Consider the following 25,283-nt stretch of genomic DNA (forward strand, 5'->3'; position numbering starts at 1 on the left):
CGAGCTGATCTCGAGGGCGGTGCGGTCCCAGCGGACAACGGCCAGGGGGTCGGGTGCGAGCCGATCTCGAGGCCGTGCAACCCACCGGACAACAGCCAGGAGTTCGGATCTCAGCCGATCTCGAGGGCCGTGCAGACCCAGCGGTTGCGGCGGATCTCCATCCGCAGGGCGATCGCCCGCGACCGGTCGCCACGACGTACATGCGCCGCCACCTCCGCGATCGCCGGCTCCGGCATGAACACCCGCACCGACTGCACCGCGCTCTTCTCCTTCGCCCCGCGCGTCATCGCCGTCGTGTTCATCCCAAGCAGCCGAACCCGCCGGTTCAACTCCATAAACACCTCGTCGTCGGTATACCGCACCAGTTGCGAGATCGGCCGATCCCCCGCCAACACCTCAGCCACAGCCTGAGCCAACCGCCCACCCCAAGCCCGAGCCCCCGGCACCCGAACCCCAACCCCACCCTCCCGACCAACCTCACTGGCCCGGGCGGCGTCGGCGGCCCTGGCCATCTCACCGGGCCGAGCGATCTCACCGGGCCGAGCGATCTCACCGCGCCGGGCGACCTCGCTGGACCGGGCGGTGTCGCCGGGCCGGGCGACCTCGCTGGTCCGAGCAACCTCGCTGGAACGGGCGACCGCGCTAGGCCCGGCGACCTTGCTGGACGGGACGGCCTCGCCGGGCCGGACAACCTCGCTGGGCTGAGCAACCTCCCCGAGCCGAGCAATCTCACCGGGCCGGGCGACCGCGCTAGGCGCGGCGACCTTGCTGGACGCAGCGACCTCGCTGGGCTGAGCAACCTCGCCGGGCCGGGCAACCTCGCCGGGCCGGGCAACCTCGCTGGGTCGGGCGACTTCGCTGGGCCCACCGCCTTCGCTGGATCCGGCGAACTCGCTGGACCGAGCAGCATCGCTGGGTCGGGCCATCTCGCTGGGCCGAGCAACCTCGCTGGAACTGGCGACCGTGTTAGGCCCGCCGACGTTGCTGGACCGGGCGGCCTCGCTGGACGCGGCGACCTTGCTGGGCTGGGCGACCTGGCTGGTGCGGGCGATCGCGGTGGGGCTGGTGGGCTTCGCGGCGTGCGGCGGCTGAGCATCGTCAGGTTGCCCAGCCGTTTGTTTGTCGGCCGGCACCACCGTGAGGCTGCGGGCCTGCGGTTGGTGGGTGGTGAATGCAGCGATGCTCGACGACCGCCGCGATGCGTCCGTGACGCCGAGCCGGGTGATCGCCTGCAACCGCAGTGCCAGCGCGCCATCGGTCAGCTCAGCGGCGTACCGCGCCGTCGCCGGGACGACATGCTCGCCACGCACCGACCGCAGCCGCGGCCGCGCAACAGAAGCGAGCACATCCGGGGTCGCGGTGCGTTCGTTCGCCGCGGACGTCGGGTTGGTGACGGCCATGGGAGCCTCCATCGGTTCCGGTGCTGAGGTCGAGTTCGTGGTGGCGAGGTTCGGGGACTGGCTCATGTCACGGCTCCTGATGGGTGGGCGGGAGGTGGCCGGTGGACGCGGGCGGCACGCGGAGTACCTGCCCGGGAAGAATCAGGTCGGGGTCGTCACCGATGACCTGCCGATTCACGGCGTACCAATCCGGCCACCGCCCGGCGATCGCTTCATCCGTGGCGCTAGGCCCGAGCTCACGAGCAGCGAGACCCCACAGCGAGTCCCCTTCCCGTACGACGACCCGCACCGCCCCGCCGGCCCGCACCTCGGTGTACCGAGTAGGAGCCCCATCAGTAGGCCGATCCGGCACCCCCACCCGCATCCGCCCACTCACAGCACCCCGACCAGACGCCTTGACGCCCTGCTCCACCCCAACCTGCAGCCCCGACGCAGGCTCGGTAGCTCGCCAGGTATCAGTCGAGTCCCGCCCAGACTGGCTGGAGCCCTCCAGGGCCTCGGCCGACTCCTCCTGTGAGTGCGCGGAGCCCGGCTGGGACTTGGCCGACTCCTGCTGGGACTGCGTGGAGGCCGGCTGGGCGACGGCTGTCCTCGCCGCGTCGTCACCGCCGATCAGCAACTCCGAGGCAGGCTCGGTAGCTCGCCAGGCGTCGGTGGAGTCTTGGTCAGACTTCCTGGAGCCCCGCTGACCCTTGGCAAACTCCTGCTGTGACTGCGTGGAGCCCGCCTGGGCGACGGCTGTCCTCGCCGCGTGGGCGCCACCGATCTGCAACTCCGAGGCGGGCTCGGTAGCTCGCCAGGTGTCGGCGGAGTCCTGGTCAGACTTCGTGGAGCCCTGCTGACCCTTGGCAGCCTCCTGCTGGGACTGCGCGGAGGCGGGCTGGCCCACGGCTGTCCTCGCCGCGTCGGCCCCACCGATCTGCAACTCCGAGGCCGGCTCCGTCGACCGCCAGGCGCTGGCGGAGTCCCGCTGAGATTTGGCCGACTCCTGCAAGGCCTTGGCCGACTCCTGCTGGGATTGGGCGGAGCCCGGCTGGGGTTGGGCCGAGCCCGGCTGGGCCGCGGTTGTCCCGTGCTGCCCGGCGGCGCCGATCTGCAGGCCCGACGCCGGCTCGGTCGAGCGCCAGGTGCTGGTGGAGTCCTGCTGAGATTTGGCCGGCTCCTGCACGGGCATGGCCGACTCGTGGTGGGACTGGGTGGAGCCCGGTCGGGCCGCGGTTGTCCTCGGCGCGTCGGTTCCGCCGATCTGCAGGTTGGAGGCGGCCTCCATCGATCCCCACGTGCTGGTGGAGTCCTGCTGGGATGGGGCAGAGGCTGGCTGGGCCGCGGCTGTCCTGTGGGCGTCGTCGCCGATCTGCAGGTCCGAGGTGGGCTCGGTGGCTCGCGAGGTACTTGTGGAGTCCTGGCGGGACTGGGCATTGTCCGGCTCGGTGGCGGCTGTCCAGTGGGTGTCGGCGCCGATCTGCAGGTCCGAGGCAGGCTCTGCTGCGCGCCAGGTGTTGGTGGAGTCCTGGTGGGACTGGGCCGACGCCTGGCGAGACTTTGCGGAGCCCGGCTGGGCAGCTGCTGGTCCGCGGGCGTCGCCGAACCGGATCTGCAGCTCCGAGGTGGGTGCGCCGGACTGGCGGGTGGGGCGGGGGTTGGTGGGGCGCCAGTTGGAGTCGGTGAGGTGGATGGTGGAGGTGGGGTCGGGCTGGTTCCACTGGAGGATGTGGGAGCTGGGCCCGGGGGCGGCTTGAGCTGCGCCGACTGTGAGGGGTGTGACGGCGGCGACCCCGAGGCCGGAGCGCAGTAGGGCCCGCGCTGTCTTGGTGGTGATCCGTCCGGCGACCGCGCCGGCGAGTTCGCCGACCACGCCGGGGATCTGCTCGAGGACCGTCGTGACGACCGCCAGAGCCAGCCACACGTACGCGATCCACGCGACCGTCCCGACCGCGAGCACGGTCAGCGAGTCCAGGTCGTAGGTCCGCGCGCCGCTGATCGACCCGGCGGTCACCCACCGCAGCAGCACGCCGACACCGGCCAGCGCCAGTACGGCGAGGATGCCTTTCAGTGCCCGGATCATCGCGTTCATCCCGCTTCGCTCCCGACCTATGAGTTTGCTTTAGTTTGCTTTGGCTTGACCACTATAGACCGGTTCTAGGTGCGCTTTGCAAGTCCTTAACTCACTCAGCGTCGGTTTGCTGTGCAGAGGGTGACGGCGGACCGGCGCGACAGCACCCCCGGGACCGGTAGGTTCGCGGTCATGCGGTGGGATGCGTTGTTCGCGGACCTGGAGTCGCAGTTCGAGGCGCTCCAGGACACAGATCTGTACGGCGAAGTGGCCGACCGGATTCGCACCGAGGTCGGGAAGATCACCGTCCTCGACCGGCTCCGCGGCGCGGTGAACACCGTCGTACGCGTCGAACTGAACGACGCCGAGCCCGTCCGCGGCATGCTCAGCCGGGTCGGGAAGGACTGCCTGCTGCTCGAGACCGAGCGCTACGAGGAGTGGCTGATCCCGGTCACCGCACTCGTCGCCGTACACCGATTGGGCCCGTGGGCCGAGCCGGCCGGGTCCGTCGAGGGCAAGCTCGGGCTTGCCCATCTGCTCCGGGGAATCGCCCGGGACCGCTCACCGGTCACCCTGTTCTGCAGCGGCGGCGGACCCGTCACCGGCACCATCGACCGCGTCGGCGCAGACTTCCTCGAACTCGCCGAGCACCCACTAGATGCCCCGCGCCGCCGTTCCGAGGTCTACAACGTCCGCCTCGTCCCCACCCAATCCCTCCGAGCCCTCCGCCGCCGGTAAAACTCAAGTCGCACACAGCGCCAGCTCGCTGGTGCGGCTGACGGTTAGAGCTGGGCGTCCTCTGGGGTTTCGGCTTCTTCGCCGAAGGGGTGGGCTTCGATGAAGTCCTTGGTTTCGGTGTAGAGGCGTTCTATGTACTTCTCGAGCTCGGTCGACTCGACGCGCCACTGGCCGCGGCCGCCGATCTTGACTGCGGGGATGTCGCCGCGGCGGACCAGCGCGTAGACCTGGTTGGCGGAGATGTTGAGCACCTCGGCGACGTCGGCGAGCTGGAGGAAGCGGGGACCCGGCATCCGTCGGACTCCTTCACATAGTGGCTGGTTGTTTCAGTTTGCCACGGTTGGCGGATGGATGAGCGGGTTTGTCCCCAGCCTGTGACTGCCTGTGGATGACCGTTCACGCCGCGATCGCGAACCAGGCAGAATGTCGCCCGAGAACGATCGATTGACTGGGGAGACGACGTGGTCGAGACAGCCGTGCGAAGTGGATTCGGGGCGCCGTCCGCCCCGGCCCAGCGCAACCGCAAGGCCCGGTGGAAGGACGGTCGCCTGGTCCTTGGCGTGCTGCTCGTCGCGGTCACCGCGCTGGCCGGCGCCAGGCTGCTCTCGTCGGCCGACGACACCACGACGATCTGGGCCGCCAAACACGACCTCAAGGTCGGCGTCCCGCTGACCGACGACGACCTCACCACGGTCCGGGTCCGCTTCACCAGCACCAACGACTCCGAGCGGTATCTCGCGGCCGACGCCGACGTGAAGGGCCTGGTCGTGGGCCGGGCGATCGACCAGGGCGAGTTCCTGCCGAAGGACGCGGCCGTCGCCAAGTCCGACCAGGACCGCACCGAGCTCCCGCTGTCGGTCGCGACCGGCCGTCTCCCGTCCGACACAGCAGTCGGCGACATCGTCGACGTCTGGGTGGTGCCGAAGGAGGAGGGCCAGCCCGCGAGACCGTTGTGGAGCAGTGTTCGCGTGCTGCAGATCGACTCGGTCAAGGGCGTTGCCGGCAGCACCGCCAGACGACAGGTGCTGATCGGGCTGACCGCGGCCGACCTGCCCCGCATCCCGGCCGCGCTGACAGCGCTCGGCGCCGGTGAGCCGACTCTGGTCCGGAAGGCCGGCTGATGTCGATCCCGGTCCTGCTCGCCGTCACCGGCGCGCCCTGGGAGGCCGATGTGGTCCAGCGGACCGAGCGCGCCCCAGGGATCAAGGTCGTACGGCGGTGTGTCGACATCGCCGACGTGATGGCTGCCGCCGCGAGCGGTCAGGCCCGCGCCGTGCTGCTGGCCGACGCCCTGGCCCGGCTGTCCGCCGACGCCGTCGCCGCTCTGCACGCACGCGGAATCGCCGTGCTCGCCCTGGTCGACCCGACGGAGAGCGGTGCGCCCTTCGGCCCCGAGGACAGGCTCAGCCGGATGGGGATCGAGCGGATCCTGCCCGCCGACGTCAGTCCGACCGACCTGGGTCGCGCGGTGACCGAGGCCGTCGAGTCCGGCCCGGAGATCTCGACCGCGCACTTCTCCGGCGGTTTCGTGCCGCTCACCCCGGAGAATGCCGTCAACTACGACCCCCCGCCGTACTCCCAGGGCGCCGGCCGGCTGATCGCCGTCTGGGGCCCGACCGGTGCGCCGGGCCGGACGACGGTCGCGGTCAACCTCGCGTCCGAGTTGGCCGCGAAGCGCGTGCCCACACTGCTCGCTGACGCGGATGTGTACGGCGGGACCGTCGCGCAGATGCTCGGGATGCTCGACGAGACGTCCGGGCTGGCCGCCGCGGCCCGCTCGGCGTCGAACGGTTCGCTCGACATGATCACGCTCGCGAAGTACGCGCGCCAGGTCGCGCCGCACCTGCTGGTGCTCACCGGGCTCAGCCGGGCCGACCGGTGGACGGAGCTGCGACCGGCAGCGATCGAGGCGATCTGGTCGACGGCCCGCGAGCTCGCGCCCGTCACGGTGGTCGACGTCGGGTTCTGCATCGAGACCGACGAGGAGATCTCGTTCGACTCGCTGGCCCCGCGGCGCAACGGTGCGACGGTCGCGACGCTGGAGCAGGCCGACGAGGTGTTGATCGTCGGTACGGCGGATCCGGTCGGGCTGACGCGGCTGATCCGCGCGGTCCACGAGGTGCGCACCGTCGTACCGTCGACGAACGTCCGAGTCGTGGTGAACCGGCTCCGCTCCGGCGCGCTCGGCGGATCACCCGGAGCCGCCGCCGCCGAGGCCCTCGCTCAGTACGCCGGGATCGAGCCCGCCGCCCTCCTGCCGTACGACTTGAACGCGGTCGACACCGCCATGTCCCACGGCCGCAGCCTCGCGGAAGCGGCCAAGTCCAGCAAGCTCCGCAAGTCGTTCCAGCAACTGGCGACCACCGTCGTCAAGGACCTCGTGCCGGCCTGAGCCGGCGCCCCGGAAGTCAGGGTCGGATCGGTGGGGAACCAGGGGATCACCCCGCCGACAGCCCGCCGACGATGTGCCAGGGTGGGCAGTACTTCGACCCGCAGGGAGAGTCATGTCCGATGTCCAGGGCCGGCCGCCGAGCTCGATGAGCACGAACCGTCGCTACGGGATTGCGATCTCGGTCGCCCTCATCCTCGGCGGCGCGTACTGGGCGCTCACCGGGCTGACCGAGGGCACCAAGTCCAGCCAGGAGAGCTACCCGGTGCAGGGCGACTCGCTGCTGGTCAAAGGCGGCGCGGCAGAGGTCGAAGTCCGGCCCGGTGACGGGACCGAGGTGAAGATCGATCGGCAGTTCGAGCGGAACGTGTTCGGCTCGGACCCGAAGGAGAAGTACCACGCGGACGAGGGAAAGCTCGAGCTGAACAGCGGCGGGTGTGGGTTCCTGTCGTTCGGCTGCAAGACCAGCTACGTGCTCACCGTGCCGCGGGATCTGAAGCTCACCGTCGAGAGCAGCAGCGGGAACGTGACGGTCTCCGGGTTCTCCGGCGGCGCCGAGGTGAAGACGAGCTCCGGCGACATCGACGTGCACGACGTCGGGGGACCGTTGCAGCTCGAGTCGAGCTCGGGAGATGTCGAGGCGGACGGACTGACCGCGACGTCCGTGACGACGCACAGCAGCTCCGGCAGCGCCTCACTGGACTTCTCCGTCGCCCCGCAGTCGGTCGAGGCCAAGTCGAGCTCAGGGGACGTGTCGATCCGGATCCCGTCCGGTGACGAGGCCTACAAGGTCGACACCAAGACGTCTTCCGGCGACGAGTCGGCCAACGTGAAGATCGACCCGAACGCAACTCGGACCATCCAGGCGAAGACCTCCTCGGGCGACGTCACCATCGAGTACAACCACTGACCACGGGGAGTGAGGGCCGGGGCCGGAAGCGTGATGACGGCCCCCGCCTGAGTACGCTTGCGGGCATGGTTGAGGTGCAGGTGGTGCCGCGTGGTCTGTTGGTGGACTGGGGCGGCGTGCTCACCTCCGGGTTGGAAGCGGCGCTGCGGCGCTGGGCCGAGGTGGACGATTTCGACTTCGACTCCTATCTCGAAGCAGTGCTGAAATGGCTGCCCGCCCAGTCGCCCGAGGACGCCGCCGCGGAGGCGGAGCTCAACCCGGTACACGCGCTCGAGCGCGGCCAGATCGCCGTACCCGATTTCGAGCGGAAGCTGGCCTCGATGCTCGTCCGCCGCGACGGTACGCCGGTGCCGGCCGAGGGCCTGATCGAGCGGATGTTCGCGCACTTCGAGCACCAGCCCGCGATGTCCGGGCTGGTCCGCCGCGCCAACGAGCGCGGGATCAAGACCGCCCTGCTGTCGAACTCCTGGGGCAACACCTATCCCCGCGACACCTGGGAAGGGATGTTCGACGACATCGTCATCTCCGGTGAGGTCGGGCTGCGCAAGCCCGAGCCGGAGATCTTCCTGCTCGCCGCCCGCCGGCTGAACCTGAAGCCGTCGGAGTGCGTCTTCATCGATGATCTGCAACTGAACGTCGACGGCGCCCGCGCGGTCGGCATGACCGCGATTCTTCACACCGAGTACGACGAGACCCGGCGAGCGCTGGAAACCCTGTTCGGAGCCGACCTGACGTGACCGTGACCACCCCTCCCTCCTCCCCAGCCCGTTCGGCCAGCCGTCGCGTCATCGTCGCGATCGTGGCCTGCGCCGTGCTCGTCGCGCTCGGCGCCTGGGTCGGCAACCTGTACGACGGCATGATCGACCTGCGCGTCTACCGGATGGGCGGCTCGGTGCTGCTGCACGGCGACTCGCTGTACGACGCGAAGCTGCCCGGCGGATCCGGTCTCCCGTTCACGTATCCGCCGTTCGCCGCGATCGCGATGGTCCCGCTGGCCGCCGTGCCGTGGGCGGTCGCGCTGGTGACCTGGACGACGATCTCGGTGCTGTGCATCACCGCGTTGTGGCGGGCCAGCCTGCCGAAGACGTTCTGGGCGTTCGTCACCCAGCGCAAGCGCACCGCCGTGCTGATCGCACTGACGATCCTGTCGCTGCTGCTCGAGCCGGTCTGGCAGACGATCCAGTTCGGCCAGATCAACCTGTTGCTGACCGCAATGATCCTGCTGGATCTGGTCCGGCCGAACAACACGCGGCTGCGAGGGTTCTGGGTCGGCGTGGCGATCGGCGTCAAGCTGACACCGCTGCCATTCCTCGCGTTGCTCGTGGTGACGAAGCAGTGGCGGGCGCTGCGCAACGCCGTACTGGGGCTGCTGGCGACGATGGCGATCGGGTTCGCGATCGTGCCGCACCAGTCGTGGCGGTACTGGACCGACGTGATCCTCGACGCGAACCGCGTCGGCGGGATCGCCTACACCGGCAACCAATCGTTCAACGGCTTCCTCCACCGCATCGGCAACAACGCGGGCTGGGTCCAGCCGACGTGGTTCGTGATCTCGGTCGTCTTCGGTCTGCTGGTGCTGTGGCTGGCCCGGCGCTACTGGTTGGCAGACGAGCGCGTCACCGCGATCTCGGTGATGGCGCTGGCGGTCCTGTACGCGTCGCCGATCTCGTGGAGCCACCACTGGGTCTGGATCATCCCGCTCGGCGTCAGCCTGATCCGCGGCGTCAACCGCGTCTGGGGCCTGAACCCCGCCGTGGTCACCGGCGTCCTGTTCTACGGATTGTTCGTACTGCGCTCGATCTGGTGGGTCCCGTACCGCGACGACCGCGAGCTCAGCTGGACCTTCTGGCAGTCGATCCCGGGCAACTCGCACCTGATTGTCGGCATGATCGCGTTCATCCTGCTCGCCGTCACCAGCCGCAGCCTGCCTAAGTCGTCAGCTCCCGCAGCGTCCGAGTCAGCCTGACGGCCAACTCGGGGTCGACCTCGGCTATCTCGGACAGCAGTACGTCGACACTTGCGCGGAAGGCTCGCCGCAACTCGGCCGTCTCGAGTGATCCCACCAAGGTCGGCTCGACCGCCGAAGTGGTGGCCGCAGGCAACAAATGCAGACCGCGACCCTCTGAGTGCGGTACGCCGTGGCGCAGGCACATCAGCATGAGCACGTGATCCCGTACTCCGCTGATCATGTACTCCGCCTGCCACGCCTTGCCGCGGGCGATGCTCGAGCGCGCATGCAAGGCGTACAGCCAGCCCATCCCGATCAGGTCGACCGGCTTCGGTGTACTGCGGGCCGGCTGCTCGACTGCTGAACCGAAAAGCAGTTGGAAGGTGGGACCGAGGGCCCCGAATGCCTCGCGAGGGGCGAAGGCGATGTCCACCTGGAGGGTGGAGTCGAGCAGGAAGACTCGGTAGATCGTTCGGCCTGACCACACATCCGTGTGGTGGATGGCGCCGTACTCGGCGTACATCGTCGAGGTCCAGTCAGCGACTGTGCCGGACTGGTCCGCGTCGGCTGCGAGGCCGAAGGCCAGATCGATGTCCGACCACTCGTCCTCCGCGCCGACTGCCGCGGATCCGGTCAGCGCGGCGCCGGTGATCCGCGCATCCGCTCGGCCTCGCGCGATCAGTGCATCGCGCAGGGCCGAGCGGTCGGCGGGGGTGTACATCACGAAGAGAACAGTAGGAGCAGGCCGCCGCACGTGTAGCCGACCATGACGACGAGCAGCGGGATCTGGCCGGCCAGCGCCTTGGCGCGCGGGAACAGCGCGACCGCGCGGTCGTGGGCCGAGATGACCCCGAGCAGGTGTCCGCAGACCACGGCGAGGACCTGGGTGACCGCGATCGCCGTGCTGTGATTGGTGATGCCGGTGTTGACGGCGAGGAGGCCGGTCCCGAAGATGTTCGCGCCGTTGCTGAGCGGGTCGCTCAGGTAGATCAGCGTCCGCTGCCCTTCCAGGATGAACAGCGTCAGGTAGTGCGCGACGACGTACCCGAAGGCGATCGGTACGACGGAGTGCGCGAACAGGCCGGGAAGCGATGTCCGCGAACTGTCGGACAACCGGCCCGCGAGGACAGTGGCGCCGGAGTAGGTGCCGAGGACGAACAGGATGAAGACGATCAGCGCGGCCGTCCCGAGCCACGTCATCGAGATGTCCTGGTTCTGCGCCCAGCCGATCCATGTCGACGAGTTCGAGAATCCGTCGTACGCCGTGGAGCCGAGCAGAGCCGCGACCATGCCGACGAGGCCGGGTTGCGGTTTCAGCCCGTCGAGGTTTTCGAGCGGACGCCGGACGACGAGGGCGCCGTCGGTGCGACGACCCCACGGGGACAACCGCGACATCAGCGTGGCGTAGACCTCGAACGGGTCGCCCTGTGCGAACCAGCGGTCGCCAAAGAGGATCGCCCCGAACATCGTGATCACGACGTACAGCGCGATCCAGGCCTGTAGCACCGGGATCGTCGCGCGGTCCGGTGCAACCAGTTCGAGCCAGGTGAACGCGAAGATGCCGAGCGCGGCCGGCCACAGGCCTACCCACGCGGGCAGCTCGAGCAGCCCCTTCGACGGCGGTTGGCGAAGGGCCTTCGAGAGGATGAGGTGCAGCGTGCGCAGCGGGTTCAGCGTCCGCCAGACCGGACCGAACACGATCGAGATCGGTACCAGCCCGACCCAGACCAGGATGTAGATGAAGCCGAAGATCGGGTTCGTCAGCCGGTCCACGCCGAACATCAGCGACACCATCGCGTACAGGAAGACCGCCAGCCCGACCACGCGGACGATCCACCGGAACCAGCCCGCGTCGACCGTCCGGGTGATTGCGGCAGGCAACGGCTTCCCGGACGCATTGCCGCGGTACTTCGGACTCCGCCACGCCAGGCCGAGCACGACGAACGAGAGCGCCACCGCGACCGCGGCACCACCCACCGCCAGCCCGAACGGAACCGGCAGATCCTGCCGACCGCCAATCCCGTGAAGAGGAATCATCACGAGACGACGAGCTTGGCGACCAGTTTGCCGCTCTTGTGGGTCTCGACCTCGAAGGTGCCCTTCATGTTCGCGGTGAACTTGACCGAGGCGGGCTTGCCCGGGCTGAGCTCGAGCTCCTTGTCGTAGCCGTGGATGTGCAGCTCGTCGTCGGCGTCGCTGATCACCTTGACCAGCACGGTCTGGCCGGCCTTCACCTTGATCGTCGCGCCGCTCGGGTTGACCTTGCCATTGGCAACGGTGACGTCGATGGTCACGTCGGCCTGCTCGCCGGACGGGTCCGCGGTGTTCGACGGGGAGCTGGTGTTCGGGCTGCCCGGGGTCGCGGAGGTCGTCGGCAGGGTCGACGTCGGCGTACTGGCCGGGGCGCTCGGCGACGGGGTGCTCGAGCCGCTGCCGGAGTCGCCTCCACCACAGCCGGCCAGGACGAGCATGCCGAGGGTGGGCAGGAGAGCGGTGGCGGCACCGCGAGTGAGCGTCGAACGCATCGGTCCTGAAGCCTTTCGAGGGGTGGTGAACTTCTCAGGGTGCGGGACACACCCTCTTGCCTGACGAACACGAATACCGCAGTGTTCCCGTACGGCCAGTGTCGCAGCCCACTGTCGGCGGCGGCCGCTAGGGTGAAGCAACCTGTAGAGAGAGGAAGGTGAACCGGATGCCTGACCGGCTGACGTCGCTGGATCTCACCTTCCTGAAGGCAGAGTCACCGGCCACCCCGATGCACGTCGGGACGGTCGACATCTTCGAGCCGCCGGTGCACGGCGACGAGGGCTTCGATTACGAGAGCCTGGTCGCGCTGATCCGGGACCGGATCGCGTTCGTCCCGCGGTACCGGCAGAGGGTGCAGCAGGTGCCCGGCCGATTCGCGGGTCCGGTCTGGGTCGACGACGAAGAATTCGACATCACCTTCCACGTACGGCGCTCTGCCCTGCCCCGGCCCGGGACCCACGCGCAGCTGCTCGAGCTGGTCGCCCGGATCATGTCCCGGCGCCTCGACCGCGCCCGGCCGCTGTGGGAGATGTATCTGGTCGAGGGCCTCCAAGGTGACCGGTTCGCGATCATCGCGAAGTCGCACCAGGCGCTTGTCGACGGCAACAGCACGGTCGATATCGGCCAGGTCGTCCTGGACTCGACCGCCCACCCGCGCGAGACGCCGACCGACACCTGGCAGCCGGCGCACCCGCCGTCCGCACTTCAGCTGCTCGCCGGGGTCTTCTTCGACGCGACCAAGCATCCGACCGCGGTCCTGGAGCTTGCCCGCGCCGAGATGGCCAGCCTGACCGGCTCCACCTCGGTCCGCGAGGTGCTCGGTGACGTGGTCGGCTCGCTGGCCGCGCAGCGGCATGCGCAGGAGAGCTCACTGCATGTGAAGACGTCCGGCCAGCGCCGGTTCACCACCGTGCAGACCGATCTGGAGGACTACCGGACGGTCCGCGCCGCGCACGGCGGCACGGTCAACGACGTGATCCTCGCCGTGGTCGCCGGCGCGTTCCGGGCCTGGATGATGACCCGCGGCGAGGGCGTCGGTCCGACCCGGAGTGTGCGGGCGGTGATCCCGGTCAGCATCCGCGACGACGAGGACGAGGAGCCGACTTCGCTCGGTTCCCGCGTGATCGCCTCGACCGTGAACCTGCCGGTCGGCGAGAACTCCCCGGTCATGCGGCTGCACCAGATCTCGTACCAGACCAAGGTGCACAAGGACACCGGTCGCGCCGTCAGCGCCCGCTCGCTGGTCGGCATCGCCGGGTTCGCGCCGACCACGCTGCATGCCCTCGCCGCCCGGGTCGCGACCACGACGGTCCGCCCGATCGACGACGTCGTGATCACCAACGTCCCCGGTCCGCAGTTCCCGCTGTACGCGCAGGGTGCGCCGATGCTCGCGTCGTACCCGGTGGTCCCGTTGATGCCGGGGCAGGGCCTGTCCGTCGGAGTCACGTCGTACGACGGGAAGGTGTATTACGGTCTGAATGCGGACCGCACCGCGATGCCGGACCTCGCTGTTTTCGCCCAATGTGTGACCGACGCGCTCGACGAACTGCTGGACACCACGAAGGGCAGCCGGAACCGGGCCTCCCGGGGACGGAAGAAACCCCGCAGCCAAACCCCGAAAAACGCACAGCCCAAGAAGGCGGGTTCATGAGGGTCTACATCCCATCCACGCTCCGGTTGCTGAGCGTGGCCTGCAACGCGGGGGAGATCGGGCCGGCCCCGCTGACGGTGTACGCCGTGACGCCGGCCTTGCGCGAGTGGTACGCCGAGGGCGACGACGAGGAGCTGGAGTACGCCGCGATGGCGCAGGCGGCGCGCGCCTCGGTGGGCCTGCTCGCCGCCGATCCAGGGATCTCGCGCAGACGAGTGGTGATCGCGGCCGAGGTGAGCGCGGTGCCGCCGGCCGACGGGTCGGTGGAGCTGGGTGACGCCCGGCTGGAGCTGCATGTGGTGGTTCCGTGGCGTGCGGTGGCTGCCGTCCACATGGACGGGACCGACGCGATCCCGGTGGTCCGGAAGGCGGCCGACCTCTGGGAGGCCGCGCAGAACGGTGACGACGACGCGGTGTTCGCCCTCGATTCGTGCGAGGGTGAAGACCTGCTGTGGTACGCGACGCAAGAGATTCCCGACCTGCTCGCGGCGGAGGGGCCGCGGGGCCGGAACGGGTCGAACGGATCGAACTGACGGGAGCTGATGGCGATGCAGGCGATCTGGAAGGGGGCCATCTCGTTCGGGATGGTGACGATCCCGATCAAGGTGTTCTCCGCGACCGAGGAAAAGGACATCTCGTTCCGCCAGGTGCATGTCGCCGACGGGGGGCGGATCAAGTACAAGCGGGTCTGCTCGATCGACGGCGAAGAGGTGCCGTACTCCGATATCGGCAAGGGCTACGAGATGCCCGACGGCCGGATGATCGTGCTCGACTCCGACGACTTCGCCGACCTGCCGCTGTCCAGCAAGAAGGTCATCGACGTCCTCGAGTTCGTGCCCGCCGACCAGGTCGACCCGCTCTACCTGGGCAAGTCGTACTACCTCGCTGCTGACGGCGGCCCGGGCGCCAAGCCGTACGTATTGCTCCGCGACGCGCTCGAGGGCTCCGAGCTGTATGCGCTGGTGAAGGTCGCGCTGCGGTCGCGGGAGAGCCTCGGGCTGCTGCGGACCGTCGACGACGTACTCGTGCTGCAGGTGATGCTGTGGCCGGACGAGATCCGGGACAAGTCGTTCGCGGCCCCGCCCGAGGACGTCGAGATCCGGACGCAGGAGAAGGCGATGGCGTCGTCGTACATCGACACGCTGCGGGGTGAGTTCGACCCGGAGCAGTACCACGACGACTACCGCGAGGCGCTGGAGAAGGTCGTCCAGGCGAAGGCCGAAGGCGTGCCGCTGCCGGAGTCCGAGGACGAAGAGACCGAGGGCGCCGAGGTCGTCGACCTGGTGGCCGCTTTGCGTGCGTCTGTCGAGGCGGCCAAGGCCCGGCGGGCAGGCGGTGGCGCCGGCGGGTCCGAGCCGGCGAAGAAGGCACCGGCGAAGAAGGCCGCCGCCAAGAAGGCCCCGGCCAAGAAGGCGGCAGCTGCCAAGAAGGCTCCGGCCAAGAAGACGGCCAAGAAGGCCACCAAGAAGTCGGCCTGAGGAGGCTTGGATGAGCGACCTGCCACCGACGACGACCGAGATCCCTGCGGACGCGTCCGAGATCCCCGACGACCCGACCGCGGCGGAGGTCAAGCCGGGCGCGTACCTGCTGGAGCTCGTCCCAGTCCCGGTGACGGACGTCGACAGGGCCAAGCGGTTCTACTCCGAGCAGGCCGGATTTCACGTCGACGTGGACGTGTCGCCGGCCGACGGCGTACGCATCGTCCAGCTCACGCCGCCCGGCTCGTTCTGCTCGATCACGCTCGTCACCGGGCTGCCGCAGCTCGACATGCCGGCCGGCACGCTGCGCGGCCTGCATCTCGTGGTGAAGGACATCGAGGCGTCCCGCGCCGAGCTCATCAGCCGGGGCGTCGAGGTCAGTGAGACCGAGGATCTGGGCGGGGTGTTCTACGCCTGGTTCGAGGACCCGGACGGCAACACCTGGGCCCTGCAACACATGCCCTGGCGGCGCTGAGCCCCTCAGCGCCCCAGCGGCCGACGACGGCGAATGACTTTGCGGCGGCTGATGCGCCAGCCTGCCGGCGTTCGTACGACGGTGTCCTCGTAGGTAGCGCTGCCGCAGCTGCCGTCCGCCATCACGCCGATCCCTTTGGAAAGGCTCGCGACCTCGTCCGGACCCACCTCGGTCAGCACGACATTCGTGACGTGGTGACCGACGGGGTTCCCCTCGCCGAGAGCGAGGCCGGCCTGCCACACAGCCTCCGGACCGATCAGCACCCCGCCGCCGAGGTCCGAGACGTCGTACCTGACATCCGGGGTGAACAACCGGTCCGGCGGGTCGCCCGCGTCGACCAGATGCCCGTGCAGGGAGATCAGTTCGGTGATCGCGATGCGGTCCTCGAGGTCCATCGGCGCTCCTAAGTGGGGAGATCCCCGTTTACGCGCTAGCCTAACAGGCGTGCCGTCACCCAAGCCGTTGCGAGCCGATGCCCGGCGCAACCGCGACCAGCTCGTCGCGACCGCCCGGATCGTCTTCGGCGAGCTCGGCACCCAGGCGCCGCTGGACGAGATCGCGCGGCGGGCCCGGATCGGCAACGCCACGCTCTACCGGCACTTCCCGACCCGCGACGACCTGATCGTCGCGGTGTACGCCGAGGAGGTGGCCGAGCTGTGTGCGGTCGACGACGGCGTGGACCTGTTCGACTGGCTGGAGCGTTTCGTCCGGCATGTGGCCGAGAAGGGTGATCTGGCTCGCACCCTGGAGCCGTCCACGCGGCGGTCGGAGCTGCATGACGCCTGGCATGCGTCGATGGTGGAGACGGCTGCGCGGCTGGTCGAACGCGCACAGCGGGACGGGCGGTTGAGGGCGGACGTGGCCCCCCTTGACCTGCTGGTCCTGTGCGCCGGGATGGCCGCGGCCGAGCCCGGTCGGGTGAAACGTATGCTACAGATGGTGTGGCACGGGGTCGGCACTTCCTGAGTGGACCACTCGGTGCGGTGGTCAGGTTTGTCGTCAGGTTCGTTTCCGGTGGTGAGTCATGGCACCATGCTTGTGTCACCGATGGGCAGGCCGCCCACCTACACCGGCCCCCAGCCAGCAGAGGAGCTTCGCAGAATGGATGCTGTCACCGCGGTCCCGACGCCCGCCAACGAGCCGGTCAAGGGGTATGCGCCCGGGTCGGCCGAGCGCGCGAGCGTCGAGGCGAAGCTCAAGGACTTCAACGCGGCGGGCGCGATCGACCTGACCTGCACGATCGGCGGCGAGCAGAAGCTCGGCGGCGGCGCGCCGATCAACGTGGTGCAGCCGCACAAGCACGCGCACGTGCTCGGCACGCTCGGCAACGCGACGGAGGCGGACGGCCGTGCGGCGGTCGTCGCGGCTCTCGCGGCGGCTCCGTCCTGGCGCTCGCTCTCGTTCGACGACCGCGCCGCGATCTTCCTGAAGGCCGCCGATCTGCTGGCCGGCCCGTGGCGCGACACCCTGAACGCGGCCACCATGCTCGGCCAGTCGAAGACGATCCAGCAGGCCGAGATCGACGCGGCCTGCGAGCTGATCGACTTCCTCCGGTTCAACGTGGCGTTCGCGCGGCAGATCGTCAGCGACCAGCCGATCTCGTCCCCGGGCGTGTGGAACCGGGTCGACTACCGGCCGCTCGAGGGCTTCGTCTACGCGATCACGCCGTTCAACTTCACCGCGATCGCCGGCAACCTGCCGACCGCGCCCGCGCTGATGGGCAACACCGTGGTCTGGAAGCCGTCGCCGACGCAGCAGTTCGCGGCGCACTGGACGATGCGGCTGCTCGAGGCCGCGGGCCTGCCGGCCGGTGTGATCAACCTCGTCACCGGTGACGGCATCGAGGTCAGCAAGGCCGCGCTCACGCACCCGGATCTGGCCGGCATCCACTTCACCGGCTCGACCAAGACCTTCCAGTCCCTGTGGGGCACGGTCGGCGCGAACATCTCGGCGTACAAGACCTATCCGCGGCTGGTCGGCGAGACCGGCGGCAAGGACTTCATCCTGGCGCACCCGTCGGCGGACCCGGCGGTGCTGAAGACCGCGATGGTCCGCGGCGCGTTCGAGTACCAGGGCCAGAAGTGCTCGGCGGCGTCGCGCTCCTACGTCCCGCGCTCGGTGTGGAACCTGATCAAGGACGACATCGTGGCGGAGACCGACTCGCTGACCATGGGCGACGTCAGCGACCTGTCGAACTTCATCGGCGCGGTGATCGACGACCGCGCGTTCGCCAAGCACAAGGCCGCGCTGGACCGGGCGAACGCGACCGACTCGATCCAGGTCGTTGCCGGTGGCACCTACGACGACAGCGAGGGGTACTTCGTCCGCCCGACGCTGCTGGTCTCCGACGACCCGACCGACGAGATCTTCACGACGGAGTACTTCGGCCCGATCCTGGGCGTCCACGTGTACGACGACGCGGACTACGACGCGGTGATGCGCGGCATGGAGCACTCCGCGCCGTACGGGCTGACCGGGGCGGTCATCGCCCAGGATCGGCACGCGATCGCGGAGGCCTCAGAGTACCTGCGGTTCGCGGCGGGCAACTTCTATGTCAACGACAAGCCGACCGGTGCCGTCGTTGGGCAGCAGCCGTTCGGCGGGGCGCGCGCGTCAGGTACGAACGACAAGGCCGGCTCGATGTGGAACCTGATCCGCTGGGCATCCCCGCGCTCCATGAAGGAGACCTTCACCCCGCCGACCGACTACCGGTACCCCCACCAGGGCTAGCGGAGTAGGCCTCGGCGGACGGTGATGTAGAAGGTCGTCAGGTCGTCGACCAGGGCCTCGATCTGGCCCTGGTCGGACAGGTTCGCCTCCAGCAGCCAGTCCGAGATCAGGTCGAACATTCCGCCGACCAGCCCGATCGCGACACTGTGCCGGACGGCGCGCTGCTCCTCCGGCTGCGGCCCGTCGTACCGGTCCCAGAGTTGCACCAGGAAGCCGGCGGCCCAGCGACGGTTCGTCCGCCGCTGGCGCTCGACCGCGGCCGAGATGCCCGACGCCATGCCGAAGGTGACCTTCGTGATCCGCGGGTCGTCGACCAGCGCGTGCACGAAGGTCGCCAGCAGCCGCGGCGCTTCCTGCCGCTCGTTGCCGGTGGCCATCGCGGCCGCCCCGGCCATCCGCTCCTCGAGGCGCTCGGACGTCCGCTGGAGCAGCGCGAGATAACACTCCTCCCGGCTGGCGAAGAGTTCGTAGAAGCTCTTCGTCCCGATGAACGCAGTACTGCAGATCTGCTCGATCGACGTACCGAGATAGCCCTCGGCGGCGAACAGTTTGAGCGCTGCGTCCAGCAGCTGCTCGCGTCGTTCGGCCCGGCGTTGCTCGGCGTCGAGTCCCCGTATGGTCCTGCTCATGCGCTGGACACTACCCCGGGTACGCGGGTCATAACCGAAGAGAACTTATTTCGAACCCGAGCTCTTGTTTGTAACTAGCGGACATGCTCCACTAACCGTGGTTCACTGGTCACCGACTGAAACCATCACGGGGAGCATGTCATGCGCAATCGCCTCCGGCGGACGGCCGCCGGCCTGTTCGCCGCCGTCCTGCTGGCCGCCTCGGTCACCTCCGCAACCACGGCAAGTGCGGCACCGTCATCCGGGTTCGACGACTGGTCCTGCAAGCCGTCGGCCGCCCACCCCGACCCGCTCGTCCTGCTGCACGGACTCGGCGGCAACGGTCCGGGCAACTACTCGTACCTCGGTCCGTTCCTGGCCGCGAAGGGGTACTGCGCGTTCACGCTCACGTACGGCCAGGCCGACCCGAACATCCCGGTCGGCGGCACGGTCCCGATCGCGCAGTCGTCGGTCGAGATCGCATCCTTCGTGCAGCGGGTCCGCACGGCGACCGGCGCCGCGAAGGTCGACATCGTCGGTCATTCCGAGGGCGGGTTCCAGAGCATCTACGGTCCGAAGGTCCGCGGGTATGCCGGTCAGGTCGGCAAGGTGGTAGCGCTGGCGCCGCCGACGCACGGTACGACGTTCGCCGGGCTCGTGAGCGTTGGGGATTACCTCGGGCTCGGGCCGCTCGTCGACCAGGTGCTGCAGCGGTTCGGATGCGCGGCCTGCGACGAGCTCATCGTCGGTGGGTCGGCCGTGAAGACGCTGACCACCGGTCCGATCGCTCAGCCCGGGACGAAGTACACGGTGATTGCTTCGCGCTTCGACGCGCTGGTGACTCCGCACGAGACGTCGTTCATCCGCGAGCCGGGCGTGACGAACGAGTACGTGCAGGACAGCTGCCCGCTGGATCCGGTCGGACATGTCGGCCTGGCCTTTGATCCGACCGTCGCTCAGCTGGTCGCCAACGCGCTCGACCCGGCCCACGCGAGCCGGGTGATCTGCGCGTTCGGTCCCCCGCTGTAGGTGTAGATCAGGCGGTGCGGCCGGCCTGCTGCAGTGGTGGGTCGACCAGGAGTGCGGATCCGCACTGTACGCAGATCCACTCGTCCGGCTCATCGACCAGATGATCCGCCGCTTCGATGCACTCGAACGGCATCGTGGTCGCGCAGAACACACAGAACTGCTCGACCTCGGTAACGGGCGGGGTCTTCGGCTTGGAACTTCGCATGAAACGAGTCACCTCCGGTGCAACCTTCATCTCAGGTTGCCACCGGAGGTGACCCGCTCACCGCAGCGACACGGTTACTTCGCAGCCCACTCGCGGCCGAGGTCGTGCTCCTTGACCAGACCGGCCCGGATCGCGTCGACGACGGTCGGCTCGAGCTTCTTCCCGATCAGCGGTACGGCGACCTTCACGTCCAGGTCGATCGCCTGGACGGTCTGCGACCCGTTCTGCGCGATGCTCGCGGTGCCCTTCAGCGTGACCGGCGTGTTGGCGATCTCGCCCGACACGTCCGCCTTCCGCGAGCCGTCGGCCGCGGGCGCGTGCCAGGTCTCGGTCTGTACGACGGTCAGCGTGTCGCCGACGAACTTCTTCGCCATGTCGGGGATGTCGACGGCCGGCATCTTCCGGCTCACCCGGACGATCGTGTCGGCGCCGGACGTGCTCACCTGGACGTCGTACGACAGTGCCTTCGTCTTCTCGCAGGCCTGCTCGCGGAAGGTGGTGTCCGTGACGATTGCGAACACTTCCTCGGGGGTGGCGTCGTACGACGCCGACAACTTCAGCTCCATGCCCTCATCATGGCATCACTCATCGGTCATCAGGGCGAAGCGTTGAGGAGGTCGAGGGCGGATTGCTGGCGGGCCGCGTCGAGCTTGTCGACGGGGCCGTACCAGCGCAGGCCGTACTGGTCCATCGGCGTCCGGTCGGCTGTGAAGGCGCGGTCGGCCTGGCGTTGCAGGTACGACGTGTACGGGTGGTCCGGGAGGGCCGCGTTCAGCTTGCCGAGACCGCGGACGTGTGCGCCCTTGAAGGACGGTCCGTCGCCACCGCAGTCGCCGTTCTCACAGGGCTCGCGGAGGATGCCGTCTGCGGTGTGGAGCGAGGCGGCGGTTGTCGACGCGTCGGCGAGTTGGCGTGCGGAGGTCAGGTACGCCGAGTTGTTCGTTGCCTTGGACAACTCGGTGAGCGCGCCGATCAGCACGCCCTGGTTGTACGTCCACGCGGTGTCGCCGTTGTTCTTGCACGTGGACAGGTCGATACCGTCGTTGACGAGGTTCGAGCCGTTGATCATCCCGGTCTGCTGGAACCAGGTCCAGCCGGCCTGCGCGCGTTGCAGGTACGTCGAGTCACCCGCGACCCGCGTGTGGAGCTGCGCGTTGAGCTGGATGTACAGCGAGTTCGAGATCGCGTTCTTGTAGGTCTTCGCCTCACTCCACCAGACCCCGCCGCCGCAGGTGTTGTCCCAGTACGCCGCCATGTGGTCGGCGTCGGCGCGTGCCGTCTGGAGGTAGCGGGCATCGCCGGTCAGGTCGTACGCCGCGACCCAGGCGAGACCCCACCAGCCGGTGTCGTCGATGTAGTCGTTGCGGAACTGGCCTTCCGCCATGTTGAGGTTCAGGTCGTACGTGCGTGCGATCGCGTATTCGTAGCTGTGCATGCCGCTGACCCGGATGTTGTCGATCAGCGCGTTGAGCGCGTTCGCGGAGTTCCACCAGCCCGTGGTGTCGAACAGGCCGGTCGACAAGTTGTAGTCCTGCATGAGCGCGGTCGCGGCTGCCGTACGACGGTCCCAGGCGTTCCACGTTGCCCGCGCCCACGGCGTACAGGCGATATCGGCGCGGTCGCCGGCCTTGCCGCACGCGCGGAGGGCGCCGACACCGAGGTTGTTCCAGTCGTCGACGTTGTACATCTGCGTGCGCCAGCCACGTTGTCCGGCGGGGATCGCGGTGTTGCCGAGGCGGCTGCCGGCGGACCAGGTGCGGCCGCCGTCCATCGAGCGGTCGAGCCAGACCTCGTCACCGGGGTTGCCGTTGTCGATCGAGGCCCAGCCCATCGCGTCGTCGTCGTCGATGTGCAGGGTGATCGTGCGGCCGAAGAGGGAGGTGGAGACGGGGGTGCGATCTTTCGGTGCGAGGGCGGGATCGCGGGCGTCGCAGTACTTGTTGCAGATCGTTGCCTGGACGGACATATTCACCTCCGGCGTAGCTGGCGCCGGTGGGGGCGCGCCGAGGGGTGCGATGAGCACGGCAAGACTGGAAACGATTCCAACGGACATCGGAGATCTCCCCTGGGGCGGTAGGAAGAGAGCGGTGTCACCGAAGGTAGGTGTCCGGCTTCAGTCCGTCAAGATGTGAGCAGGGCGGCCATGATGCCGGCGGTGAGCAGCAGCGTGGCGGCGATCGCCAGCCGGCGGCCGCGGGCGCAGCGGCGGTGGATCGCCGTGCGGTCGGGACGGATCGAGCAGGGGTCGAACTCGAGGCCGTCGGCCGGCGCGATCACGCTGCCGAGCCGCGCGAGCAGCGAACGCTCGGCAGCCTGCCGGGTCGCTTCCTGTACGACGCGGCGCCGCAGGAACTCGCGGTGCCGGGTGGCGGGAACGGCGACAGCTGACTGGGAGGTCGGGAGCTCCAGGCCAGGCGGGATCGCGCGCTGGACGACCGCGTGCGCCGCCGCCACCCGCCTCGCCCGGCTGATCGCAGGCGGGAGGATCAGATAGGCGAGGTGGACCAGCGACCGGTAATCGTCGAGCAGTAACGCCTCGACCAACGGCTCTTCCCTGGTCGGGCCCTGAATCGGACCCGGGACGATCGGGGTCTCGATCGTGGCGGACATGCAACTCCTCAACTCGGCGTACTCCAGGTCCAACGAACGAATCACTGACCAGTCACGAACTGGTCCGTTAGTCTCCGTGTCATGAGCACTGGTGACGGGGTTGTGGGGCAGTGGGGCGGGACCGACGTGCATTTCGGTGAGGACGGCGGGCGGCTGACGTACGGCAGCTATCTGCGCCTGCCGCAGCTCCTCGACCAGCAGCGCCTCGAGTCCGATCCGCCGGCGCATGACGAGCTGCTGTTCATCACGATCCACCAGGTCTACGAGCTGTGGTTCAAGCAGGTGCTGCACGAGCTGACCGCCTCGCGTGACGCGATGCTCGCCGGGGAGCTGTGGCTGGCCGAGCACCTACTGCGGCGGGTGCACACGATCGAGCGGGTGCAGACCCAGCAGGTCGACATCCTGGAGACGATGACGCCGCAGGACTTCGGCGAATTCCGGCACAGGTTGTCGCCCGCGTCCGGGTTCCAGTCGGTGCAGTTCCGCGAGATCGAGTTCCTGTCCGGGGCGAAGGATCCCTCCTTCGTACGACGCTTCCGCGGGCTGACCGAGGCGGAACAAGAACGCCTGCGCCGCCGGCTGGACGAGCCGACGCTGTGGGACGCGTTCCTCGAAGTACTCCGGAAGGCCGGTTTCGACACCGACACCGAGGACGCTATCCGCCAGGCTCTCCGGCAGGTCGCCGGCGACCGCTCGCAGTACGCCGCTATCTGGGAGCTGGCCGAAGCCCTCCTCCAGCACGACGAACTGGCCGCCGCTTGGCGAGCCCGCCATGTCGTCATGGTCGAACGCATGATCGGCACCAAACCAGGCACCGGCGGCTCGTCCGGCGCCAACTACTTGAGAAGCCGCCTGGACCTCCGCTACTACCCCCTTCTCTGGAACCTCCGCACCACTCTCTGAGCTCTTTCCGGAAACAATTGGGCACCTGGTGACGAAAAGTGTCCGGAAACCTCGTGGACAGTCACCTCCACCGCTAGGGTCGCGTCGCACGGGTGTGTGGGTTGGCGTGGAGGAGGGGTCTGGGGCGTGAAGCTCTACTCGGATGTCGGGGTGCAGCGGGTCGGGCAGCTCGTGGGGGACCTGGTGTTCGTCGCCTGGGTCCTGGTGTGTGTGGAGCTGGGGCTGATCGTCTTCAAGATCACCAACGCGTTGGGGTTGCCGGGGCGGAAGGCGGCTTCGGCGGGCGACGGTTTGGCGGGGCAGTTGCGGCGGTTGTCGGATCCGATCGGGAAGGTGCCGGCGGTCGGGGATCAGCTGCGGTCGCCGATCGATGGCGCCGCGGGTGCTGCGGGGCAGATGGCGCAGGCGGGCCGGGATATGGCGCATGCGGTGGAGCAGTTGGCCTATGTGCTGGCGGGCGTGACGATCGCGTTGCCCGTGCTGTTCGCAGTACTGATCTGGCTTCCGCGGCGGATCCGGTTCTCGCGGCGGGCGACGGCGGCGCAGCGGTTCATCGACAGTGCCGCCGACCTGGACCTGTTCGCCCTGCGTGCCATGGCCAATCAGCCGATGCACAAACTCGCGAAGATCTCCGACGACCCCGTCACCGCCTGGCGGGACCGCGACCAGACCGTCATCGCCCAGCTCGCCACCCTCGAACTCCGCTCCAACGGCATCAAACCACCCACGTAAGGCATGTCTGGTGATCCAGCGCCTACTGCGGGGCACTCGGCACGGCACCTCGCCGCACGGGTGCAAAGGGAACGATGCTCCGCATCGACCCCTTCGCCCCCGCGCGCCGATGCACCGCACCGAGCACCTCCTCGCCACGGCGCTGGATCACCAGACATGCCTTAACTGCCGCTTGACGATCTCTTGACGGGCCTGAAGCTACGCTCAGTGGCATGGCGCGGGTGCTGCTGATCGAGGACGATGATGCGATTCGGACGTCGTTGGGCAAGGCCCTGACGGCGGCCGGACATGTCGTCTCCGCAGTCGCGGCAGGCGCCGACGGGGTGGCTGCCGTGGCCCGCGACAAGCCCGAAGTGCTGTTGCTCGACCTCGGCCTGCCGGATCTGGACGGGCGGGATGTGCTGGCGATGGTGAGGTCGGTCAGCGACGTACCGGTGATTGTGGCGACCGCGCGGGACGACGACGCGAGCGTGGTGCGGCTGCTCGATGCGGGCGCGGACGACTACGTGATCAAGCCGTTCAGCGCGGCGCAGATGGACGCGCGGATTCGCGCCGTACTGCGACGTCTCGGGCAGGACCAGCAAGGTGAGTCGACCGTCGAGGTCGGCGGGTTGCGGATCGATCCGCGAAGCCGCGAGGTGACCGTGGACGGGGCGGCGGTGGAGCTGACCCGCAAGGAGTTCGATCTGCTGCTGGCGTTGTCACGGCGGCCGGGTGCGGTGGTGACGAAGCGGGAGCTGCTCGCGGAGGTCTGGGGGTTGCCGTGGGGCGGTGGTGACCGGACTGTCGACGTACATCTGTCGTGGTTGCGGCGGAAGCTCGGCGAGACGGCGGCCGAGCCGCGGTTCCTGCACAGCGTTCGCGGGGTCGGGATCAAGCTCGCGGCGGACGGGTGAGC

28 protein-coding genes are annotated in these 25,283 nt (G+C 68.8%); 16 read left to right on the top strand and 12 right to left on the bottom strand.

Annotated features, from left to right (window positions below):
• Window positions 1–110: 110 nt before the first annotated feature.
• A complete protein-coding gene (locus AB0J62_RS18180) occupies window positions 111–1,466 on the bottom strand; it encodes an Rv3235 family protein (protein ID WP_363871628.1) in 1,356 nt (451 codons plus the stop codon).
• Window position 1,467: 1 nt separating this feature from the next.
• Complete coding sequence (locus AB0J62_RS18185; protein ID WP_363871631.1) at window positions 1,468–3,474, bottom strand: hypothetical protein; 2,007 nt, start codon at window positions 3,472–3,474, stop codon at window positions 1,468–1,470.
• A gap of 171 nt (window positions 3,475–3,645) precedes the next feature.
• Between AB0J62_RS18185 and AB0J62_RS18190 the strand changes: the two genes are divergently transcribed.
• Entirely contained in the window at window positions 3,646–4,191 is a 546-nt protein-coding gene (locus AB0J62_RS18190) for a hypothetical protein (RefSeq protein WP_363871634.1), read from the top strand.
• 44 nt (window positions 4,192–4,235) lie between these two features.
• Here AB0J62_RS18190 and AB0J62_RS18195 read toward each other — a convergent pair whose 3' ends face one another.
• Complete coding sequence (locus AB0J62_RS18195; RefSeq protein WP_134105129.1) at window positions 4,236–4,484, bottom strand: helix-turn-helix domain-containing protein; 249 nt, start codon at window positions 4,482–4,484, stop codon at window positions 4,236–4,238.
• A gap of 168 nt (window positions 4,485–4,652) precedes the next feature.
• On the opposite strand from AB0J62_RS18195, the gene AB0J62_RS18200 reads away from it, so the two are divergent.
• The 5 genes from AB0J62_RS18200 (at window position 4,653) to AB0J62_RS18220 (ending at window position 9,456) form a co-directional block, all read left to right on the top strand.
• Window positions 4,653–5,312, top strand: coding sequence for an SAF domain-containing protein (locus AB0J62_RS18200; RefSeq protein ID WP_363871638.1), 660 nt, complete (start codon window positions 4,653–4,655; stop codon window positions 5,310–5,312).
• Window positions 5,312–6,583, top strand: coding sequence for a P-loop NTPase (locus tag AB0J62_RS18205; RefSeq protein ID WP_363871641.1), 1,272 nt, complete (start codon window positions 5,312–5,314; stop codon window positions 6,581–6,583). The genes AB0J62_RS18200 and AB0J62_RS18205 overlap by 1 nt, the downstream gene beginning before the upstream one ends.
• A 112-nt stretch (window positions 6,584–6,695) precedes the next feature.
• Entirely contained in the window at window positions 6,696–7,490 is a 795-nt protein-coding gene (locus tag AB0J62_RS18210; RefSeq protein ID WP_363871644.1) for a DUF4097 family beta strand repeat-containing protein, read from the top strand.
• A gap of 65 nt (window positions 7,491–7,555) precedes the next feature.
• Entirely contained in the window at window positions 7,556–8,227 is a 672-nt protein-coding gene (locus tag AB0J62_RS18215; protein WP_363871647.1) for an HAD family phosphatase, read from the top strand.
• On the top strand, window positions 8,224–9,456 hold the full coding sequence (locus AB0J62_RS18220; RefSeq protein WP_363871650.1) for a glycosyltransferase 87 family protein: 1,233 nt from the start codon (window positions 8,224–8,226) through the stop codon (window positions 9,454–9,456). The genes AB0J62_RS18215 and AB0J62_RS18220 overlap by 4 nt, the downstream gene beginning before the upstream one ends.
• Here the strand turns inward: AB0J62_RS18220 and AB0J62_RS18225 are convergent.
• The 3 genes from AB0J62_RS18225 to AB0J62_RS18235 are packed head-to-tail and all read right to left on the bottom strand — an operon-like array spanning window position 9,419 to window position 11,963.
• Entirely contained in the window at window positions 9,419–10,159 is a 741-nt protein-coding gene (locus AB0J62_RS18225) for a nucleotidyltransferase domain-containing protein (protein WP_363872009.1), read from the bottom strand. The genes AB0J62_RS18220 and AB0J62_RS18225 overlap by 38 nt on opposite strands.
• Window positions 10,159–11,475, bottom strand: a complete 1,317-nt coding sequence (locus tag AB0J62_RS18230; RefSeq protein WP_363871653.1) for a hypothetical protein — start codon at window positions 11,473–11,475, stop codon at window positions 10,159–10,161. The genes AB0J62_RS18225 and AB0J62_RS18230 overlap by 1 nt, the downstream gene beginning before the upstream one ends.
• The gene (locus AB0J62_RS18235; protein ID WP_363871656.1) at window positions 11,475–11,963 is read right to left on the bottom strand and encodes a cupredoxin domain-containing protein; all 489 of its coding nucleotides are present in this window, start codon (window positions 11,961–11,963) and stop codon (window positions 11,475–11,477) included. The genes AB0J62_RS18230 and AB0J62_RS18235 overlap by 1 nt, the downstream gene beginning before the upstream one ends.
• A gap of 167 nt (window positions 11,964–12,130) precedes the next feature.
• Between AB0J62_RS18235 and AB0J62_RS18240 the strand changes: the two genes are divergently transcribed.
• The 4 genes from AB0J62_RS18240 to AB0J62_RS18255 are packed head-to-tail and all read left to right on the top strand — an operon-like array spanning window position 12,131 to window position 15,568.
• Window positions 12,131–13,615, top strand: coding sequence for a wax ester/triacylglycerol synthase family O-acyltransferase (locus tag AB0J62_RS18240; protein ID WP_363871659.1), 1,485 nt, complete (start codon window positions 12,131–12,133; stop codon window positions 13,613–13,615).
• Complete coding sequence (locus tag AB0J62_RS18245) at window positions 13,612–14,148, top strand: hypothetical protein (RefSeq protein ID WP_363871662.1); 537 nt, start codon at window positions 13,612–13,614, stop codon at window positions 14,146–14,148. Before AB0J62_RS18240 ends, AB0J62_RS18245 begins: the two co-directional genes overlap by 4 nt.
• A 15-nt stretch (window positions 14,149–14,163) precedes the next feature.
• Window positions 14,164–15,093 carry a Ku protein gene (locus AB0J62_RS18250; RefSeq protein WP_134105120.1) on the top strand — a complete coding sequence of 310 codons (930 nt, stop codon included), beginning with the start codon at window positions 14,164–14,166 and terminating at the stop codon, window positions 15,091–15,093.
• 10 nt (window positions 15,094–15,103) lie between these two features.
• A complete protein-coding gene (locus AB0J62_RS18255) occupies window positions 15,104–15,568 on the top strand; it encodes a VOC family protein (RefSeq protein ID WP_134105119.1) in 465 nt (154 codons plus the stop codon).
• A gap of 5 nt (window positions 15,569–15,573) precedes the next feature.
• Here the strand turns inward: AB0J62_RS18255 and AB0J62_RS18260 are convergent, their stop codons facing one another.
• Entirely contained in the window at window positions 15,574–15,963 is a 390-nt protein-coding gene (locus tag AB0J62_RS18260; protein WP_363871667.1) for a nuclear transport factor 2 family protein, read from the bottom strand.
• A 49-nt stretch (window positions 15,964–16,012) separates the two neighbouring features.
• On the opposite strand from AB0J62_RS18260, the gene AB0J62_RS18265 reads away from it, so the two are divergent.
• On the top strand, window positions 16,013–16,534 hold the full coding sequence (locus AB0J62_RS18265; RefSeq protein ID WP_363871670.1) for a TetR family transcriptional regulator: 522 nt from the start codon (window positions 16,013–16,015) through the stop codon (window positions 16,532–16,534).
• Window positions 16,535–16,669: 135 nt separating this feature from the next.
• Window positions 16,670–18,298 (top strand): L-glutamate gamma-semialdehyde dehydrogenase, encoded by a 1,629-nt coding sequence (gene pruA / locus AB0J62_RS18270; protein ID WP_363871673.1) that lies wholly within the window; start codon window positions 16,670–16,672, stop codon window positions 18,296–18,298.
• On the opposite strand, the gene AB0J62_RS18275 is transcribed toward pruA, so the two are convergent.
• Window positions 18,295–18,927 carry a TetR/AcrR family transcriptional regulator gene (locus AB0J62_RS18275; RefSeq protein WP_363871676.1) on the bottom strand — a complete coding sequence of 211 codons (633 nt, stop codon included), beginning with the start codon at window positions 18,925–18,927 and terminating at the stop codon, window positions 18,295–18,297. The genes pruA and AB0J62_RS18275 overlap by 4 nt on opposite strands.
• Window positions 18,928–19,068: 141 nt before the next feature.
• Between AB0J62_RS18275 and AB0J62_RS18280 the strand changes: the two genes are divergently transcribed.
• On the top strand, window positions 19,069–19,935 hold the full coding sequence (locus AB0J62_RS18280; RefSeq protein ID WP_363871679.1) for an alpha/beta fold hydrolase: 867 nt from the start codon (window positions 19,069–19,071) through the stop codon (window positions 19,933–19,935).
• A gap of 7 nt (window positions 19,936–19,942) precedes the next feature.
• Here AB0J62_RS18280 and AB0J62_RS18285 read toward each other — a convergent pair whose 3' ends face one another.
• From AB0J62_RS18285 to AB0J62_RS18300, 4 genes are all read right to left on the bottom strand, one after another.
• On the bottom strand, window positions 19,943–20,140 hold the full coding sequence (locus AB0J62_RS18285; RefSeq protein ID WP_363871682.1) for a hypothetical protein: 198 nt from the start codon (window positions 20,138–20,140) through the stop codon (window positions 19,943–19,945).
• 74 nt (window positions 20,141–20,214) lie between these two features.
• Window positions 20,215–20,706: a DUF2505 domain-containing protein gene (locus tag AB0J62_RS18290; protein WP_363871685.1), complete on the bottom strand. Its 492-nt coding sequence runs from the start codon at window positions 20,704–20,706 to the stop codon at window positions 20,215–20,217.
• A 29-nt stretch (window positions 20,707–20,735) separates the two neighbouring features.
• Complete coding sequence (locus AB0J62_RS18295; protein WP_363871688.1) at window positions 20,736–22,193, bottom strand: glycoside hydrolase family 76 protein; 1,458 nt, start codon at window positions 22,191–22,193, stop codon at window positions 20,736–20,738.
• Window positions 22,194–22,261: 68 nt separating this feature from the next.
• Window positions 22,262–22,750 (bottom strand): hypothetical protein, encoded by a 489-nt coding sequence (locus AB0J62_RS18300; RefSeq protein WP_363871691.1) that lies wholly within the window; start codon window positions 22,748–22,750, stop codon window positions 22,262–22,264.
• 81 nt (window positions 22,751–22,831) lie between these two features.
• Between AB0J62_RS18300 and AB0J62_RS18305 the strand changes: the two genes are divergently transcribed.
• The 3 genes from AB0J62_RS18305 to AB0J62_RS18315 all read left to right on the top strand — a co-directional run bounded on the left by AB0J62_RS18305 (window position 22,832) and on the right by AB0J62_RS18315 (window position 25,281).
• On the top strand, window positions 22,832–23,653 hold the full coding sequence (locus AB0J62_RS18305; RefSeq protein ID WP_363871694.1) for a tryptophan 2,3-dioxygenase family protein: 822 nt from the start codon (window positions 22,832–22,834) through the stop codon (window positions 23,651–23,653).
• A 126-nt stretch (window positions 23,654–23,779) separates the two neighbouring features.
• Window positions 23,780–24,385 (top strand): hypothetical protein, encoded by a 606-nt coding sequence (locus tag AB0J62_RS18310; protein ID WP_363871697.1) that lies wholly within the window; start codon window positions 23,780–23,782, stop codon window positions 24,383–24,385.
• Window positions 24,386–24,597: 212 nt separating this feature from the next.
• A complete protein-coding gene (locus tag AB0J62_RS18315) occupies window positions 24,598–25,281 on the top strand; it encodes a response regulator transcription factor (RefSeq protein ID WP_130444600.1) in 684 nt (227 codons plus the stop codon).
• Window positions 25,282–25,283: the final 2 nt, after the last annotated feature.

This window comes from Kribbella sp. NPDC049584 (genome assembly GCF_040675555.1).
In the GTDB taxonomy this organism is placed as follows: domain Bacteria; phylum Actinomycetota; class Actinomycetes; order Propionibacteriales; family Kribbellaceae; genus Kribbella.